Source organism: Pseudomonas benzenivorans, from assembly GCF_033547155.1.
In the GTDB taxonomy this organism is placed as follows: domain Bacteria; phylum Pseudomonadota; class Gammaproteobacteria; order Pseudomonadales; family Pseudomonadaceae; genus Aquipseudomonas; species Aquipseudomonas benzenivorans_B.
Genome location: NZ_CP137892.1, coordinates 3,356,892 through 3,374,949, shown reverse-complemented (window position 1 = coordinate 3,374,949; position 18,058 = coordinate 3,356,892). Strand labels below are relative to the sequence as shown.

12 protein-coding genes are annotated in these 18,058 nt (G+C 68.2%); 6 read left to right on the top strand and 6 right to left on the bottom strand.

All coding sequences use genetic code 11. The features are described 5' to 3' along the window. The first annotated feature begins 33 nt into the window (after nt 1-33). Nucleotides 34-969: a glutathione S-transferase family protein gene (locus SBP02_RS15540; protein ID WP_318643024.1), complete on the top strand. Its 936-nt coding sequence runs from the start codon at nt 34-36 to the stop codon at nt 967-969. Here the strand turns inward: SBP02_RS15540 and SBP02_RS15535 are convergent, their stop codons facing one another. The 4 genes from SBP02_RS15535 to yjeH form a co-directional block, all read right to left on the bottom strand. Further along, complete coding sequence (locus tag SBP02_RS15535; protein ID WP_318643022.1) at nt 970-1,827, bottom strand: DUF4344 domain-containing metallopeptidase; 858 nt, start codon at nt 1,825-1,827, stop codon at nt 970-972. 169 nt (nt 1,828-1,996) lie between these two features. Continuing rightward, complete coding sequence (gene yejK, locus SBP02_RS15530) at nt 1,997-3,004, bottom strand: nucleoid-associated protein YejK (protein ID WP_318643019.1); 1,008 nt, start codon at nt 3,002-3,004, stop codon at nt 1,997-1,999. Between the two features lie 86 nt (nt 3,005-3,090). Beyond that, a complete protein-coding gene (locus SBP02_RS15525) occupies nt 3,091-4,434 on the bottom strand; it encodes a TAXI family TRAP transporter solute-binding subunit (RefSeq protein ID WP_318643017.1) in 1,344 nt (447 codons plus the stop codon). Nucleotides 4,435-4,515: 81 nt separating this feature from the next. Next, nucleotides 4,516-5,793, bottom strand: a complete 1,278-nt coding sequence (yjeH, locus tag SBP02_RS15520) for an L-methionine/branched-chain amino acid transporter (protein ID WP_318643015.1) — start codon at nt 5,791-5,793, stop codon at nt 4,516-4,518. 124 nt (nt 5,794-5,917) lie between these two features. Between yjeH and SBP02_RS15515 the strand changes: the two genes are divergently transcribed. The 4 genes from SBP02_RS15515 to SBP02_RS15500 all read left to right on the top strand — a co-directional run bounded on the left by SBP02_RS15515 (nt 5,918) and on the right by SBP02_RS15500 (nt 12,893). Further along, nucleotides 5,918-6,337, top strand: a complete 420-nt coding sequence (locus tag SBP02_RS15515) for an Lrp/AsnC family transcriptional regulator (RefSeq protein ID WP_318643013.1) — start codon at nt 5,918-5,920, stop codon at nt 6,335-6,337. A 2-nt stretch (nt 6,338-6,339) separates the two neighbouring features. Next, complete coding sequence (sbcD, locus tag SBP02_RS15510) at nt 6,340-7,560, top strand: exonuclease subunit SbcD (RefSeq protein ID WP_318646355.1); 1,221 nt, start codon at nt 6,340-6,342, stop codon at nt 7,558-7,560. 428 nt (nt 7,561-7,988) lie between these two features. Then, a complete protein-coding gene (locus tag SBP02_RS15505; RefSeq protein WP_318643011.1) occupies nt 7,989-9,260 on the top strand; it encodes an MFS transporter in 1,272 nt (423 codons plus the stop codon). Between the two features lie 213 nt (nt 9,261-9,473). Beyond that, nucleotides 9,474-12,893: an AAA family ATPase gene (locus SBP02_RS15500; protein WP_318643009.1), complete on the top strand. Its 3,420-nt coding sequence runs from the start codon at nt 9,474-9,476 to the stop codon at nt 12,891-12,893. Nucleotides 12,894-12,928: 35 nt separating this feature from the next. On the opposite strand, the gene SBP02_RS15495 is transcribed toward SBP02_RS15500, so the two are convergent. Beyond that, entirely contained in the window at nt 12,929-15,556 is a 2,628-nt protein-coding gene (locus SBP02_RS15495; RefSeq protein WP_318643007.1) for a putative bifunctional diguanylate cyclase/phosphodiesterase, read from the bottom strand. A 504-nt stretch (nt 15,557-16,060) separates the two neighbouring features. Between SBP02_RS15495 and SBP02_RS15490 the strand changes: the two genes are divergently transcribed. Then, nucleotides 16,061-16,486, top strand: a complete 426-nt coding sequence (locus tag SBP02_RS15490) for a potassium channel family protein (RefSeq protein ID WP_318643005.1) — start codon at nt 16,061-16,063, stop codon at nt 16,484-16,486. Nucleotides 16,487-16,514: 28 nt separating this feature from the next. Here the strand turns inward: SBP02_RS15490 and rlmF are convergent, their stop codons facing one another. Next, the gene (rlmF, locus tag SBP02_RS15485) at nt 16,515-17,504 is read right to left on the bottom strand and encodes a 23S rRNA (adenine(1618)-N(6))-methyltransferase RlmF (protein ID WP_318643004.1); all 990 of its coding nucleotides are present in this window, start codon (nt 17,502-17,504) and stop codon (nt 16,515-16,517) included. Nucleotides 17,505-18,058: the final 554 nt, after the last annotated feature.

Below are 18,058 nucleotides of genomic sequence, written 5' to 3'. Positions count from 1 at the left end.
TTGCTACTTCCCCCTAGCGACACGGAGCCAGTCATGCACGAGTTGATCCTGCACCATTATCCGACCTCGCCGTTCGCCGAGAAGGCCCGCCTGATGCTGGGCTTCAAGCAGCTGTCCTGGCGTTCGGTGATGATCCCGCCGCTGATGCCCAAGCCGGACCTGACCGCGCTGACCGGCGGCTACCGCAAGACCCCGGTGTTGCAGGTCGGCGCCGACATCTACTGCGATACGGCGCTGATCGCCCGGCGCCTGGAGGCGGAGAAGCTCACCCCGACGCTGTTCCCCGAGGGCCAGGAGTTCAATGTCGCGAGTCTCGCCCAGTGGGCCGACTCCGTAGTGTTTCAGCACGCGGTGAGCCTGGTGTTCCAACCCGAGTCCATCGCCGTGCGCTTCGCCACGCTGCCGCCGGAGTTCCTCAAGAGCTTCATGGCCGACCGCGGCGCGCTGTTCAGCGGCGGCCAGGCCTCCCGCCTGCCGCTGGAGCAGGCCAAGCACCAGTGGCCGACCCTGATGGCGCGCCTGCAGCAGCAATTGGCGCGTGAGGAGGGCGACTTCCTGTTCGGCGAGCCCTCGCTGGCCGACTTCGCCCTGGCCCATGCGCTGTGGTTCCTGCGCGGCACGCCGGTGACCGCGCCGCTGGTCGACGACTACCCGGAGATCGCCGCCTGGCTGGCGCGGGTGCTGGGCTTCGGCCACGGTTCGCTCAGCGAGATGAGTGCCGAGGAGGCCATCGCGGTGGCGCGCGAGGCGCCGCCGGCGGCGCTGCCGGAGGAGGCCTTCGTCGATCCCAACGGCTTTGCGCCCGGGCAGCGGGTGGCGATCGCGGCCGTGGATTACGGCGTCGATCCGGTCGAGGGCGAGCTGCTGTTCTGCGGCGCCGAGGAGCTGATCCTGCGCCGCGAAGACCCGCGTGCCGGCGTCGTGCATGTGCACTTCCCGCGTCTGGGCTTTCGCCTCGAGACGCGCTAGCTAGTCCGGCTCGGCCTGGCGCAGGCGCGGCAGCTGCCTGGCCAGGCTGCGGAAATGCGCCAGGCTCTCGTAGCAGAGCACGACCTCGGCGCCGTTGCGACTGTACCAGGCGTCCGCGGCGCCGCAGTTGCTCAGGCGCAGGGTCAGCGGGCGGGGGAGGCGGTAGGCCTGGCTGACGCGCTCGGCGATGGCCTCTACCACCCCGGACTCGCGCACCCATTCGAGCAGCCGCGGGCCGTCCTTGAGGCGCGGGCTGGGCGGGTCGTAGAGCACCTTCAGGCGATGCTCCGGCGGCGTGCCCGGCGGCCGTCCGTGTTGCTGCGCGACCCAGGCCAGGGCCCGGCGCACCTGGGCATACTCCTGGTCGCAGTACAGCGCGCGTTCCACCGGCAGGCCGGTGATGTGCGGCACCCACTCCAGGTCATCCGGATCGCTGCCATAGATCAGGCACGCCAGGTTATAGAAGCGCTGGGCATCCAGGCCGTGGCTGTCCCAGGCATGTACCTCTTCGTAGGCCGGTTTCGGCCGCTGCCATTCCAGGCGCCAGTAGTCGGCGATATCCAGCAGCTTGGCGTAGAAGCCGGCGTCGTGGTGGCGGTCGTAGGAGAGGAACAGGCTGATGAAACCCAGCTGGTCGGCGGCGTCTTCCTCGCGGCCGAGCACCGGCAGTTGCAGTTCGGCGATCAGCAGATGGCCCATCTCGTGCAACAGGGTGAACTCGGCGTTGGCGGTGACGAAGCGGGCCTCGTTCGAGTGCAGGGCCGCCGCCGGGGGCGTGCTCTGCGCCCTGCTGGGGCCGCTCTGCAGCAGTACCAGGGCGCACAGGCACAGCGCCCGCGCCTCAGCCCAGGCGGCCATGGTGCCGCGGCTGGGTAAGGTTGGCGCCCTGGCGGACGCCAGCAGGTCGGTCGGGTTCGCGCATATCGGCACCTCGGAAAACGGCGTGGGTGCCTGTTTGACTCTAGCAGTTGGGGCGCCGATGGCCGTCGGCATGGGGGCCCCTTGCGGGGGGGCGCCCTCGCGACATTCAGTCCTTGCGGCGCTTGAGCTGATCGGTCAGCTGGGTCGGCAGGTGGCGGATGATCAGGCAGTCCTGGGCCTCGTCGTACTCGATCTTCGAGCCGAGCAGGTGCGACTCGAAGCTGATCGACAGGCCCTCGGCGCGGCCGGTGAAGCGGCGGAACTGGTTGAGGGTGCGCTTGTCCGGCGGAATCTCCGGCGACAGGCCGTAGTCCTTGTTGCGGATATGCTCGTAGAAGGCCTGGGGACGCTCCTCGTCGATCAGCCCGGAGAGCTCCTGCAGGGTCATCGGCTCGCCCTGCTTGGCCTGGCTGCTGGCGTAGTCGACCAGGGCCTTGGTCTTCTCCCGCGCCGACTCTTCCGGCAGGTCCTCGCTCTCCACGAAGTCGCTGAAGGCCTTGAGCAGGGTGCGGGTCTCGCCGGGGCCGTCGACGCCCTCCTGGCAGCCGATGAAGTCGCGGAAGTATTCCGAGACCTTCTTGCCGTTCTTGCCCTTGATAAAGGAGATGTACTGCTTGGAGTTGGCGTTGTTGCGCCACTCGGAAATGTTGATACGCGCCGCCAGGTGCAGCTGGCCGAGGTCCAGGTGCTTGGCCGGGGTCACGTCCAGGCTCTCGGTCACCGCCACGCCCTCGCTGTGGTGCAGCAGGGCGATGGCCAGGTACTCGGTCATGCCCTGCTGGTAGTGGGCGAACAGCACATGGCCGCCGGCCGATAGATTGGACTCCTCCATCAGCTTCTGCAGGTGTTCGACCGCCTGGCGGCTGAAGGCGGTGAAGTCCTGGTTGTCGTCGAGGTAGGCCTTCAGCCAGCCGCTGAACGGAAAGGCCGTGGACTCTTCGTGGAACAGGCCCCAGGCCTTGCCCTGCTTGGCGTTATAGCTCTCGTTGAGGTCGGCGAGCAGGTTCTCGATGGCCTGGGAGGCACCCAGCTCGGTGTCGCGGGCATGCAGCACGGCGGGGGAGCCATCGGGCTTCTTGTCGATCAGGTGGACGATGCAATGACGGATCGGCATGGCGGTTCTCTTGGCAAGCTTCGGCGGTGAACGGGGCGTGGAGCTAGCCGCTGCCGGTTGGCAGCGGCGCGACAGTGCCGCGCAGTTTACCCGAGCGACTCGGCCTGGGTCGCCCGTCGCCGCTGCAGGGTCTGCAGGCGCTCGATCACGTAGCGCAGGTGCATATGCAACTCGTACAGCTCGTTGGAGTAGGACAGCGGCACCTCGACCTTGGCCAGCTCGTCCTGCAACTGCTCCAGACGCGCGATCTCGCTGCCCAGACGTTCGGGCAGGGTGCCGGCGTCCAGCTGCCGGTCGATCTCGCGCAGGTACTTGTACCAGCGGTAGATGCGCGCGCGAATGCGCCAGCGGTAGAGCGGGCCGACCGCCTTGAACAGGGGGATCAGCACCATCAGCAGGGGGATCAGCAGGATGATGTAGCGGTCGGCCAGGGAGGCGATGCGAAACGGCAGGTAGCGTTGCAGCAGGGGCAGGCCGTTCTGGTAGTAGTGCGCGGCGTCGCGGGACAGGGAGAAGGTCCGCGGCTCGGCGCTGGGGAAGCTGCCGGCCGGGGCCAGCAGGCTACCGCTCTTCATCACCTCGCGGGCCGCCTCGAGGATCAGTGGCGCCAGACCGGGGTGGAAATCCTGGTTGACCACCAGGGTGGCCACCGGCGAGAGGATGTCCGTCGGCCGGGCCGGGGTGTTCAGCTCGAGGTTGAGCAGGCCTTCGCCGATCCTGAGTTGTTTGAGGAACGGCAGGTGCGCCTGGTAGGCCGCGGCACGGCGGAAATGTGCCAGAACCAGGTCGGGGTTGGCGGCCAGGCGCTGTATCCGCGCGTTGCCCGCCGGGCTGACGAAGAAGGCGGCGTCCAGCTCGCCGGCGTTCAGGGCCTGTTCCGCCTTGCTGCCTCCCAGGGTCTGCCAGTGGCTCGGGTACTGTTCGGCGGCGATGCCGTTGACCGCCAGAACCGCCTCGCTGGCGGCGCGGGTGCCGCTGCCGGCGCCGCCCAGTGCCAGGCGCAGGGGCAGCAGGTCGGATAGTAACTCGAAGTGCACATCCCGACGCAGGAACAGCCACAGGGGCTCCTGGTATACCGCGCCGAGGCTCTCCAGGCGGGCCTGGTCGTCGGCCTCGAACTGGCGCTCCAGGCCGCTCTGCACCAGGGCGATCTGCACCTGAGGCTCATCGGCCAGCAGGCGTTCGAGATTGTCCCGCGAGCCGGCGCTGGGTTGCAGGGTCAGTTCGAAACCCTGCTTGGCCAACTCGTCCCTGAGTTGCTCGGCGAATGCCCGGTAGCCACCGCCCTCGACGCCGGTGGCCATGGTCGCGTGCAGTGGCGGTGGTGGTGCCACGAAGTAGAACAGCGCCCCCACCAGGCCGGCCACCACCGGCACTATCCACAGGTTGGCCAGGAGGATGATCTTCAGGTCTTTGAGCACGCGGCGCATGGGGCTTCCTTTCGGCGGGTCTGCCCCAAGCATAGAGCCAGGTGTCGTGCGCGGTCACCCCGCGGGGCGCCCCGGCCTGGGTCAGGCCGAGGGCCGTGTGCCGCCCGGGAGCTTGCGCAGGTGCAGGCCGCGGGCGCCGTCCAGCGCCGCGAGAGCGGCCAGCAGCCCCAGGGCATACCAGGCCTCGAGGCCGAGCATCGCCAGCACCAGGCTGCAGAGCAGGGTGCTGAAGGCGGCCAGCCAGCGCCACAGGCCCTCGAGCAGCACCGCGCCTGCGGCCATGCTCAGCAGGTAGATCAGCACGAAGTTGCCGTTGGCGTAGCGGATCAGCTGATCCAGCGACAGCGACAGGCTCCAGGCCAGGGTCGCGCACAGGGCGCAGCCCAGCACCACCAGCAGCAGGGCGCGGGCCGGCACGCCGTGTTCGTTGCGCCGGGCCAGGCCGCCGGGCAGCTTGCCTTCGTCGGCCAGGCTCCACAGCAGCCGGGCGAAACCCTGGATATAGACGTTCATCGAGGCGAAACAGGCCAGGTAGCCGACCAGCGCGCTGAGCCAGCGGGCCTCGCTGCCCAGCAGCAGGTCGAGCAGACGCGGCAGCGAGGCGGCGTCCGAGTCCAGGTTGCCGTAGACGCCGAAGCTCAGCACCGCCACCGAACAGGCCCAGTACACCAGCCCGGCCAGCAGTACGCCGAGCAGCAGGGCCAGGGGAAAGTCGCGCTCGGGACGCTTGAACTCCTCGCCCAGGTGGGTGAAGGCCTCGATGCCGACGAAGCACCAGAACATCACCCCCAGTGCGGCCGGCAGCAGCTGCCAGCTTCCCGCGATGGGCGGCAGCAGCGGCTGGTTGGCCAGCGGCAGCTCGCCGAGCCACCAGATCAGCGCGACGGTGGCGATGATCGCCAGGGCGATGGCGCCTTGCACCAGGCCGGAGGCCTTGGCCGGGCGCTGGCCGAGCACCAGGATGGCGAGCAGGGTGGCGAGCTGGATGAGCAGCGCCTGGGCCGGTGTCAGGTCGAACAGCGCCTGCCAGAAGCCGCTGGCGATGTTCAGCGCCGCGGGCAGGCCGACCGGCAATACGGCGAGGAACAGCCAGGCGCTGATGCGTTCCAGGCGCGGGCCGAAGGCGCGGCCGATCAGATGCGGCGCGCCGCCGGCATGGGGAAAGCGCCGGCCCAGTTGGGCGAAGGTGAAGGCCACCGGCAGCACCAGGGCGATGAGGATCAGCCAGGCCCACAGCGACGCCGTGCCGGCGGCGGTGGCGGCCAGTGCCGGCACCACGAAGATGCCGGTGCCGAGCAGCGAAGTGCTCAGCAGGGCGATGCCTTGCAGCAGGCCGAGTTCCTTGTTCAGACGGCTCATGGGGTATGCTCGTGTCCTTTCGATGAATGCCGCCATGTTAAGCCGCCGGCCCGGCGCAAGCTGCCGGCTTTAACCGGCGAATCGCCGCCATTGCCCTTCAAACTGCCGGATATACCTGAGCCCCGTGGACAAGTTCGATCGCCAGATCCTCGCCCTGCTGCGCAGCGACGCGCGCACCCCTGTCAGCCAGATCGCCCGCGACGTCAACCTGTCGCGGTCGGCGGTCGGCGAACGCATCCGCCACCTGGAACAGAGCGGGGTGATCCAGGGCTATCACGCCCGGGTCGCCGAGGCCGAGGGCGGTGCGGTCAAGGCGTTCTTCGAACTCTTCTACAAGGATGGCCGTTGCCAGGACTACGTCGAGCGCATGCGCGCCTTCCCGGAGATACGCCGCTGCTGCGGCATCAGCGGCGAGACCGACATGCTGGTCTACGTGGAGGCGGCGTCCATGGCGCGGCTCAGCGAGATCCGCGACGAAATCGAGCGCTTCCCGCAGATGCAGCGGGTCAAGACCCATATGGTGGTGCAGGAGTGGGCGATGTGAGCCTGCGCCTCCTCCACACTTCCGACTGGCACCTGGGCCAGCACTTCATGGGTAAGACCCGCCAGGCCGAGCATGGGGCCTTCTGCGCCTGGCTGGTCGAGCAGGTGCGCGCGCATGAGGTCGACGCCCTGGTGATCGCCGGCGACGTGTTCGACACCGGCGCGCCGCCCAGCTATGCCCGCGAGCAGTACAACCGTTTCGTGGTCGAGCTGAGCGCCACTGGTTGCGCATTGGTGGTGCTCGGCGGCAACCACGACTCGGTGGCCATGCTCGGCGAGAGCAAGACCCTGCTGGCCCAGCTGGGCACCCGGGTGATTCCCGGCGTGTGCGCCGATCCGGCCGAGCAGCTGGTGGTGCTAGGGCGCCGCGACGGCCGGCCCGGGGCGATCCTCTGCGGCATTCCCTTCATCCGCCCGCGCGATGTGCTGCTGAGTCAGGCCGGGCAGAGCGCCGTGGACAAGCAGCAGTCCCTGCAGCAGGCGATCGCCCGGCACTACCAGGCGCTGTATGCCCTGGCCGAGGCCAAGCGCGACGAGCTGGGCGGCACCCTGCCGATCATCGCCACCGGGCACCTGACCACCGTCGGCGCCAGCGCCAGCGAGTCGGTGCGCGAGATCTACGTCGGCAGCCTGGAGGCCTTTCCCACCAGTGCCTTCCCGCCGGCCGCCTATATCGCCCTGGGGCACATTCATCGGCCGCAGAAGGTCGGCGGCCTGGAGCACGTCCGCTACTGCGGCTCGCCGATCCCGCTGAGCTTCGACGAGGCCCGTCAGCAGAAGGAGGTGCTGTTGGTCGAACTGGGCGACGGCGACCTGCGCCAGGTAACCGCGCTGGCGGTGCCGCGCTTCCAGCCGTTGCTGTCGGTGGCGGGCTCGCTAGGGGAGCTGCAACTGGCGATTGCCGAGGCGGCCGCCCAGGGCAGCCGCGAGCTGCCGGTGTGGCTGGAGGTGCGGGTGCGCGGCGACGACTACCTGAGCGACCTGCAGCAGCGCATCGCCGCGCTGTGCGAGGGGCTGCCGGTGGAGGTGCTGCGTATCCGCCGCGAGCGCGGCACGGCCAGTGCCGCGCTGAACGCAATGGCCCGGGAGACCCTGGACGAACTCAGCGCCGAGGAGGTGTTCGCTCAGCGCCTGCAGCTCGAGCAACTGGATGGAGCCGCCGCAGAGCGCTTGCAGGGGCTTTATCGCGAGGTGTTGGAAGCCGTGCAGAGCGAGCTGGACTGAGTCCTCGCCCAGGGACTCGTGCCCCGGCGAAGGCCTGGCCCGGCAGGCCGGTCAGCGCTCACCACGCGCCGGGTGAGAAGGGATTCCGGTGATGCGTGAACCGGGATGGGCGCAATCCGGCTTGAGTACGGCGCAAAGGGCTCCTACGCTGTCAGTGTCTGGTTTGTGGCATGCGAGAGCGTTTTCAAAGGGCGAAATCAACGGTCATCGAGGGGGAAAGCCTGCCCCTCTCCAGACGGGTATGCCGTTGCCGAAGCGTTGCGGCATGTCTGCGTCAAACTTCCTTGCCTGTCTCCTTGCCGTGAGGGCTGCACGGTGATCAACGCCACTACGGACTTTGAGCATCAACGGGGCGTCATCGCGAGAAAGGGGCTTGGCCCAGGACCTAGGCGGGCCGCGATTCTTGATGTCTATCTGGCGGGGGCGGCATGAAGTCTCTTTCGAGCACGGGGTTTGCACTGTTCGGTGCAGCGCTCGTGGCCATCAGTTTCGGGCTCGCGCGCTTCGCCTTCGGGCTGTTCGTGCCTCCTATCCGCGTCGACCTGGAGCTGACGCCTTATGCCATCGGCATCATTGGCGCGTTGCCGCTCATCAGCTTCTTGCTGGCCACGCTGGTTGCGCCTTTCGCCGCCGATCGCCTCGGCGCCCGCTACACCGCGGTGATGTCGGGTGGTTTCGCCGTCGGCGGCCTGGCACTGATCAGTCAGGCCTCCAGCGCTCTCTCGCTGGGGGTGGGAGTATTCGCCTGCGGTATCTGCACCGGACTGATGATGCCGGCGCTTACCGCTGCCATGCAGGCGCTGGTCAAGCGCTCGCTGCATGGCCGGGTGAGTGCGGTCATGAATGCCGGCACCAGCATTGGGGTGGTCGTGGCCGTCCCGGCGGTTCTGTTCCTGGCTGGTGCCTGGCGTTTCGCCTACCTATCCTTTGCCGTCCTGGCGGCCGTCGGGGTAGTGGCCGCTTGGTACTTTATCCCCTCGGTGTCGCGAGTCACTCCGGCGAACGCCGCGCCGCCGCCGCCGATCAACGCCCTGCAGTGGTCGCGTCTGTTCAGGCTCTCACTGTTTGCATTCGCGATGGGCTTCGTCTCATCCGCCTACTGGATATTCGCACCCGATCTCGTGGTCACCCTCGGTGACCTGCCGTCCGGCGCAACCGGGTGGCTGTGGCTGGCGGTTGGCATCGCTGGCCTTGGCGGTGCCGTGGTGGCCGACCTGGCCGATCGCAACAACCCACCGATCACCCACGCACTGATGCTGATGATGCTGTCCTCGAGCATGGCATTGCTCGCGGCCAGCCCCGGCCAGCTGGTGCTCACGGCGTTTTCCGCGCTGGTCTTCGGCCTGGCCTACATGAGCCTGACGGGACTCTATCTGATGACCGGCATCCGCCTGTTGCCCGGTCGACTGTCAATGGGGCCGGTCCTGCCGTTCATGGCCGTTGCCCTCGGGCAGGCGACCGGCTCGCCCCTCGTCGGCGTGCTGGTGAATGAGTTTGGCTACGCCGATGCGTTTGCCATCTTTTCCGCGATCGGCACGCTGGTGGCCATCTTGTCGCCGCTGTATCCGCGTTATATCGACCATGAGCCCGGGGAGTCGGTTGAGGACGAAACCGGCCTCCAGGCGGCGTTCGATCACCAGCTCGAGGATGCGGCTGGAGAGCCACTGGACCCCCATAACGGGACAAGCCGAAACCATTAGCCGACACGAACAAGGCGAGAACCCCGCGCAGCCAGGGCGCTGATCGCTGGGGGCGCTCTGTCTCCGCGCACAGCGCTTAAGGTGCTCCACGTCTTGACCTGATGTGATCGCTCTTTCGGTGTTCATCCGGGCACGCGCTGCGTATAGGGGGCGTCGGCGTCACACCGGTAACAATGGCAGAATGGCCGTTTTCCGACGCGTCCCGACCCCGACATGAAAATCCTCAGCCTGCGCCTGAAGAACCTCAATTCGCTGAAGGGCGAGTGGAAGGTGGATTTCACCGCCGAGCCCTTCGCCGGCAATGGCCTGTTCGCCATCACCGGGCCGACTGGCGCCGGCAAGACCACCCTGCTCGACGCCATCTGCCTGGCCCTGTACCACCGCACCCCGCGCATGAGCAGCCTGTCGGCCGGCGGCAACGAGCTGATGACCCGGCATACCGCCGACTGCCTGGCCGAGGTCGAGTTCGAGGTCAAGGGCGTCGGTTACCGTGCGTTCTGGAGCCAGCGCCGCGCCCGCGACAAGGCCGAGGGCGCGCTGCAGGCGCCGAAGGTGGAGCTGGCCGCGGCCGACGGGCAGATCCTCACCGACAAGATCAACGAGAAGCTGCGCGAGACCGAGCGCCTCACCGGCCTGGATTTCGAGCGTTTCACCAAGTCCATGCTGCTGGCCCAGGGCGGCTTCGCGGCCTTCCTCGAGGCGGGCGCCAACCAGCGCGCCGAGCTGCTGGAGGAGCTGACCGGCACCGAGATCTACGGGCAGATCTCCCAGCGGGTTTATGAGCGCACCAAGGTGGCGGCGGTCGAGCTGGAGAAGTTGCAGAGCCGGGCCAAAGGTGTCGAGCTGCTTGGCGACGAGCAGCGTGCGGCACTGGACGCCGAGGCCGTGTGCCTGCTGGCCGAGGAAGCGCCGCTGGGCGTAGCCCAGCAGAGCCTGCTGCTACAGCGCCGCTGGCGCGAGGACCTGGCCCGGGCCGAGCAACAGCATCGGCAACAGAGCGAGCGTGAGCGATTGGCGCGCCAGGCCCTGGACGATGCCGCGCCGCAGTTGCAGCGCCTGGCCGCCGGCGAGCCGGCGACGCGCCTGCAGCCGCTGTACCAGGCCTGGCAGCAGGCCCACGCGGATCTGCAGCAGGCGCAAGGTGGGCTGGAGGACATCCAGCGCCAGCAGCGGGGCTGCGCCGAGCAGGTCACCCGCGGCCTCTGGCAGGCCAGCCAGTACGCTGTTCAGCTCGCCTCCCGGCGCCGGGAGGCGGTGATCGAGCTATCAGAGCAGCGCGGTCTGCTGCAGGCACGATTGGCCGAGCAGCCGCGGCGCAGTCGTCTGGGCGAGTTGCTCGTGGGTTGGCGTGCCCAGTTCGACCGGCGGCGCCAATTGGCGGAGGAGTCGACGGCGGCCCAGGCCCAGGTGCAGCACAGCACGACGGCCATCGAGGGGCTGCAGAGCCAGTTGAGCCGACTGCGCGAGCAGGTCGCGACGGCCCAAGACGAGCTGCACGCCGCTCGCCAGGCCGAAGCCCGGCAGCAGGATGCCCTGCAGGCCTTGCTCGAGGGCGCCAGCGAGGCGGGCCTGCGGGAGCGCTGGCAAGGGCTGCAACAGCAGGGCCGCGGCCTCGACCGTTTGGAACAGCTGGCCCGCTCGCGTCAGCAGGTCGAGAGCCGGCTCGCCGAACAGCGCCCGCAGCTGGCCGAGCTGGGCCGGCGCCGGGCGGCCAAGGAGGCCGAACTCGGTGAGCTGCGCACGCGCTACAAGGAGCTCAAGCAGCAGGTCGCCGACAAGGAACAGCTGCTGGAGCAGGAGCGGCGCATCCAGGCGCTGGAGGCCTATCGGGCCCAGTTGCAGCCCGGCGAGGCCTGCCCGCTGTGCGGCTCCGTCGAACACCCGGCGATCGCCAGCTACCAGGCGCTGGATGTTTCCACCACACAGCGGCAGCTGACTGAGCGGCGCGAGGCCCTGGCGAACCTGGAGGAGCGCGGCGTGGGCCTGCGCGACGAGCTGGCGCGCCTGGTGGCCCAGGTCGAGCAGGCGGGCGCGCGCCGTGACGAGGCCGATGCCCAGCTGCGCCAACTGGACGAGCAGTGGCGGCGCCAGGTGGCCGAGCAGGGGCTGACGCTCAGCGATGCCACGGCGTTGCCGCAGGTGCTACGGGCCCATGAACAGGCATTGGCCGAACTGCAGCAGCGGCTAGGCGCCATCGAGGCCTGCAAGGCCGAGGCGCAGCAGGCCGCCGGTCAGCGCGAGCGATGCGAGAAGGCCTGTGCCGCCGCCGAGGCGCAGCAGGCTCTGTCGCAGCGCGATCTGGACAACGCCGGCCAGCGTCAACACGAACAGCAGCAGCACCTGCAGCAGCTGTTTCGGCAGGTCGAGGCACAGGCCGCCAGCCTGTTGGCCAGCCTCGACGGATTTGCCGATACGCTGCCGGAGGATGGCGCCGCCTGGCTGGCCGAGCGCGAGCGGCAGTGGCAGCAGTGGCAGCAGGACCAGCAGCGCGAGCAACAGCTGCAAGATGAGGTGCGCGAGGCCCAGCGCCTGCAGCAGGAAGCCGAGGCCCTGGCCGAGCAGTGGCGGGCGCGCTGGCTGGCCGGCGGCGAGCAGGATCTGGCGCCATTGGCCCCCACCGAATGTCCCCAGCAGGCCCTGCAGGCGGCCGAGGCGGCGTTGGCCCAGGGGCAACGCCAGGCCGATGCCCTGCAAGGCCGGGCGCAGAGCCAGGCCGCGCAGCTGGAGCAGGCGCGCGGACGCCTGGCCGAGCATGAGGCGGCCTGGGCGAGCGCCTTGCAGGCCAGCCCCTTCGCCGACCTCGCGGCCTTCCGCGCCGCCCTGCTGGACGACGACGAGCGCCAGCGTCTGGTTGCATTCAAGAGCCGCCTGGATACCGCGCTGACCGAGGCGGTGGCCCTGCGTCTGGCCGCCGAGGAGCAGCTGCAGCGCCTGCGCGCCGAGCCGCTCAGCAGCCTGGAACTGACCGAACTGGACGAGCAGCTGCAGGCCCTGGCCGCGCAACTGAAGCGCCTGAGCCAGCGCCAGGGCGAGATTCGCGCCCAACTGCTGGGCGACGATGCCCGCCGCCAGGGCCAGCAGGCACTGTTCGCGGCGATCGCCGCGCAGCAGGCCGACTACGACCTGTGGCAGCGGCTCAACGGCCTGATCGGTTCGGCCGACGGTGCCAAGTACCGCAGGTTTGCCCAGGGCCTGACCCTCGATCACCTGGTCTACCTGGCCAACCGGCAACTGCAGCGCCTGCACGGCCGCTACCAGCTGGCGCGCAAGCCGGGCGGCGAGCTGGAGTTGGCAGTGGTCGACACCTGGCAAGCCGACGTGGCCCGCGATACCCGCACCCTGTCCGGCGGCGAGAGCTTCCTGGTCAGCCTGGCCCTGGCCCTGGGGCTTTCCGACCTGGTCAGCCACAAGACCAGCATCGACTCGCTTTTCCTCGACGAAGGCTTCGGCACCCTCGATGGCGAGACCCTGGAAGTGGCCCTGGATGCCCTCGACAGCCTCAACGCCAGCGGCAAGATGATCGGCGTGATCAGCCACGTCGAGGCACTCAAGGAGCGCATTCCGGTGCAGCTGAAGGTGCACAAGGGCGTGGGCCTGGGCTACAGCGCCCTGGATCGGTGCTTCGCCCTGTAGGTCCGTGGCCAGACGAAGGCAGGGCACAGCGGGGGCTAGGAGGGCGACGGCGCGCGGTGTGGCCAGGGGAGCCACTCCGGACTGTGCTCCAGCAGGTCATTGTCGACCCTGAAGGCGTGCCAGTCGAAGCCGCGGGCGAACGGGTCGATCTGCTCCGCCGGCAATGGGCGGGCGATCAGATAGCCCTGCATCCAGTCGCTGCCGGTGGCGTGCATGTTGCAGAACTGCTCGGCCGACTCGATGCCCTCGGCGATGACCTTGAGGCCGAGACGTTGCGCCAGTGCGGTGATCGTATGGCAGATGGCCAGGCCCTGCGGGGTGCCGGTGTCGATGACGAAGCTGCGGTCGATCTTCAGCACGTCCAACGGCAGTTGGCGCAGGTAGCTGAACGACGAGTAGCCGGTGCCGAAGTCGTCCAGGGCCACCTTGACCCCGGTCTTGCGCAAGCTCTGCAGCAGGTGAATATTGGCCTCCGGGTGCTGCATCAGCATCGACTCGGTCAGCTCCAGGGTCAGCGCCTCGGGGGCGATGCCGACGTTGCGGATGGTGTCCTGCAGCGACTCGGCAAACCCTGGCTGGGCCAGCTGTTTGACCGAGACATTGACGCACAGGTGTTTGATCGGCGAGTGGTTGTCTTGCCAACTCTTGAGCTGCCGGCAGGCGCTCTCCAGGGCCCACTGACCGACCTCCAGGACCAGTCCCGACTGCTCCAACAATGCAATGAAGTGGGCCGGGTAGATCAGTCCCAGGGTCGGATGCTGCCAGCGGATCAGCGCTTCGACGCAGTCGATCTGGCCGCTGGCCAGATTCAGCTCCGGCTGGTAGTGCAGGGTGAACTGGTTCAGCGCCAGGGCCGAATGCAGGTCGGTCAGCAGGTGCAGGCGCTGGCGCGACTGCTCGTCGAGGTCCTGCTGGAACACCACGGTCTGGCCACGCCCCTGGCGTTTGGCCAGGTACATGGCGGCGTCGGCGCTGCGCAGCAGCAATGGGCCATCGCTGCCGTGCTCGGGGTAGACCGCGATGCCGATGCTGGCATGCACGTAGATCTGCTCCCGGTCCAGGGCGATGGGCTCGCGCAGGCTCGCCTGCAGGCGCTCGGCGATGCCCACGACCTGAGCCAGGCCGGACTGCTCGGGCAGCAGCACGAGAAACTCGTCGCCGCCCAGGCGGCCGACCATCGAGCTGTTCACGTCCAGAGGCTCGGCTTCACAGTGCAGCTGCAACAGCTGGTCCGAGGCGCGCAGGCTGTCGACGAAACGCTGTGCCACCTCGACCAGCAGGCGGTCGCCGACCTGATGGCCGAGGCTGTCGTTGACCTCCTTGAAGTCGTCCAAGTCGATCATCAGCACCGCGTACTGGCTGCTGGCGGTGGGGGCGCGGCTGAGGGCGTTGGCCAGATGTTCGGCGACCAGGCGGCGGTTGGGCAGGCCGGTCAGGGCATCGTAGTTGGCCATCAGGGTGAGGGTGCGGGTCGAGCGCCGCTGCACCGCGAAGACCCGCTCCACCGCCAGGCCCAGGGCGGCCAGCAGCATGCTCAGCAGGCCGAGGCGCTGCCACATCTCGCGCCGGATGGGGGCGATGGCCCGGTCGAGGTCTGCCGCGCTCTTGTAGCGGTGCAGGCGCCAGGCCGAGGAGTAGGGCAGCCTGACATCCTGCGCCAGGTGGATGGCGGCCCGTTCCTGCTCGGCCAGCACGCGCGGCAGGCTGGTGCTGCGTCTGTCCATGATGCGGTCGCCGGTACCGCGGTTCTCCAGCACGTACTCGGCCGGGGGCGACTGCAGGTCGATGCGCTGCTGGGCGAGCATGGCCCGGTCGAGTTCGGTGACGGGTAGCCGGGGCCAGCCCAGCAGCGCCGCTTCCAGTACATTGGCCCGCAGCACGGCGGTGACCAGGCCCTTGAAGGCCTTGCTGCTCAGGTCGTAGATGGGGACCGACAGCAGCAGGCCGTGGCTGTCGCGCTGGTCGCCGTTCGCCAGGGAGGTGTACTGGGAGTTGTCGCAGGTGCGCAACAGGGCCGAGGTCACCGCGGCGATGCCCTGCGGCGCTTCGTCCGGCAGCCGCGGGGCGTGTCGGCGCAGGTGGTCGAGCTGGCGCACGTATTCGGCGTACTCGGCGGCCTCGTACTCCTCCGGCACGTCGGCATCGTGGGTCGGGGCGTGGGTATGGGCCGTGCTGATACGCTCGAGCAGCACCTCGTCGAACATCAGGAAGGGCACCTGGCCCTGTTCCGGGGCGAAGCCGTCGTAGACCAGGTAGATCTCCGAGACTTCGACATCGGCGGCAATGTGGTTGTACAGCTGTTGGATGATGGTGGCGTCGTCGCCGCTGAAATGCCCCTCATCGACGACATCTTCAGCGGCATCGCCGCGGTTGCGCGATGCGGCGGCGCGCACCGCCGGCAGCAGGGAGATGGTCTTGACGGTCAGGTAGGTGCGCTCGAGCATGCCGGCCAGCTTTGCAGCCATGGCCCGGGTTTCGATGCCCATTTCCTTGCGGATCTTGGTCTCGGTATTGGCCGCCATCTGCTCGGCGTCGCGGTAGATCACCAGCAGGCCGATCAGCCAGAGCAGGACGAAACCGGCACTGATCGAGTATTTGCGCCACTCGCGAAGACAACCCTTCGCCTGGGCGCCCGGTTTGGGGCGAGCGGGCTTACTGCTCATGGACCCAGCCACTCCTTGCACCTGAGGCTTGGAACAAGCACTGCTGGCCGCAGGGCTGTTCTACCCGCTCGGCGCCGCAGCCGGCACGCACGCGCCGGATGGCGGCACCTGGCCATTAGGACTTATAGCCTAGACGCCGCAGATGGGATGCGCCACGGGCCTGAGCTGCACAGTCGCGAGGCGTGCAGCCAGGCTTATGGGGCGCCGGTCCGATCGCCTATAGCGTCGTACCAGCGTCAGAGGGCTATAGGTGTGGGCTGGTTGTGAGCTCTTGGTAGGTTGTTCATTCGGGCGGGCAGGGACAATCAGCCTGTACTGCCGGCGTAGGGCTGAACGGCGAAGGGCGGCCCGTGAATGTCGCACCATTGGCAGGAGAAGTCGTCCGACGCGGGCGATGGCCATGGTGCAGCGTGACCACGCGGCTCCGACGGCGCCATACTGATCGGCGTTGCGCGCTCGGCAAGGGCCTGCGCATCCCTTCGGTCTTTGGCATTAGGGGCCCCCGTGGTCAGTGTATTTGTCGTCAACAGCCTGGTGGTGGTCGCCGCCGTGGTGATTCATTACGAGTTCCTCTCGCGCCTCTCCGTGCTGTTGCCCAGGCTCAAGGTGCGTCACCGCCTGCGCATAGTGTTGGGCGTGTGCGGGGCGCTGGTCGCCCATGCGGTGGAGGTCTGGCTGTTCGCCTTCGTCTATTTCTTCACCCACAGGGCCGAGGGCTGGGGGCGGCTGGCGGGCAGCTTCGACGGCAGCCTGCTGGACTGCGTGTATTTCTCTTTCACCACCTTCACCACCCTGGGCTTCGGCGATATCCAGCCCTACGGGGAGCTGCGCTACCTGACCGGGATAGAGGCGCTGACCGGCCTGGTGCTGATCACCTGGACGGCGTCCTTCCTGTTCGTGGAAATGCAACGCTACTGGGGTACCAGGTAGCGCGGCTGCCGGCGAGTCGACGTCCCGGCTACTGTCCGCGGGTCCTGTGCCAGGCCTGTCGTTGCTCGGGGGTGAGGAAGGTCCAGGCGACGAAGCGGCTCTGTTTCTGTCCCTGAGCCATGTTCACGGTGCGTACCGACAGCGCGCCGGCTTGCTGCAGGGCGGCCTGGACTCCGGGCAGGTTGCTGGCCTTGGACACCAGGGAGCTGAACCACAGCACCTGCTCGGCGTACTGCGCGCTTTCACGGATCAGGCGCGCGACGAAGGCCGCCTCGCCGCCCTGGCACCACAGCTCGGCGGCCTGCCCGCCGAAATTGAGCACCGGCAACTTGCGCTTGGGGTCGAGCTTGCCCAGGTTGCGCCACTTGCGCTTGCTGCCGCTGCTGGCCTCGGCGGCCGAGGCGTGGAAGGGCGGGTTGCACAGGCTCAGGTCGAAGCGTTCGCCGGCTTGCAGCAGGCCCTGGAAGATGTGCCGGGGATCGTCTTGCCGGCGCAGTTCGATATCGGTGTCCAAGCGGTTGGCCTGGACTATGGCCTGGGCCGAGGCGATGGCGCTGGTGGCGATATCGGCGCCGAGGAAGCGCCAGCCGTACTCGCGCTGGCCCAGCAGCGGGTAGATGCAGTTGGCGCCGACGCCGATGTCCAGGGCGCGTACCCGCGGTCCGCGGGGGATGGTGCCGGCACAGTCCTCGGCCAGCAGGTCGGCCAGGTAATGCAGGTAGTCGGCGCGGCCAGGAATAGGCGGGCACAGGTAGTCGGCGGGAATGTCCCAGTGCGCGATGCCGTAATGCTGCTTGAGCAGGGCGCGGTTGAAGACCTTGACCGCAGCTGGGTTGGCGAAGTCGATGCTCTGCTTGCCGTAGGGGTTGAGGATGACGAACTGCGCCAGCTCCGGGCTGCTCTCGATCAGCGCCGGGAAGTCGTAGCGTCCCTGGTGGCGGTTGCGTGGGTGCAGCCGACCCTTGTCGACCTGGGCGGCGGACTTGGGCTGGGCGGGGCGTGAGGGTCGGCGAGGCATGGCAATCCGCTTGGGCGAGTACAGGCCCGGGCATTATTCACAACGAGACGGCCCTGGCTAGCGCTGATTGAACGCGAGATTTAGGTTGGCCAGTAGGCCACTAAAGTGCGCATTACGCCATGGGTAGGGCTGCTCGCCGTGATTCGTGCGACTCCTTTGTCCGTGATCTCTGTTCCAGTCGTTGTGCTGGTCACGACTGCGTCGTCACGCATTACCAAGCTCAGGCCATGTTCCCTAAAGCGCTTGGTCCCTGTAACGGTCCACATAGACTGCATGGGGCTCGCCGCTGTTCGCCCGGACGACGCCTTGAGAGCCTGGGTGCTTGCCCAGGCCCGAGCCAATGCCGCAAATCGCCTCGGCTAGCGCCACAACCCTGCCCGTATTACCCTGCGCTCACGCGGCCATTCCCGATCATCCCTTGTTGGTGGCAGTTCATCTCGGCAGCTGCTGCCCGGCGCGTGTACGAGTCGCTAACGCATGCTCGAGCCTGTTGCCCGGCCACAGGTGGCGACAACCGCCAAGTCGTGACACACGCGAATGCTCGGGGCGTACCC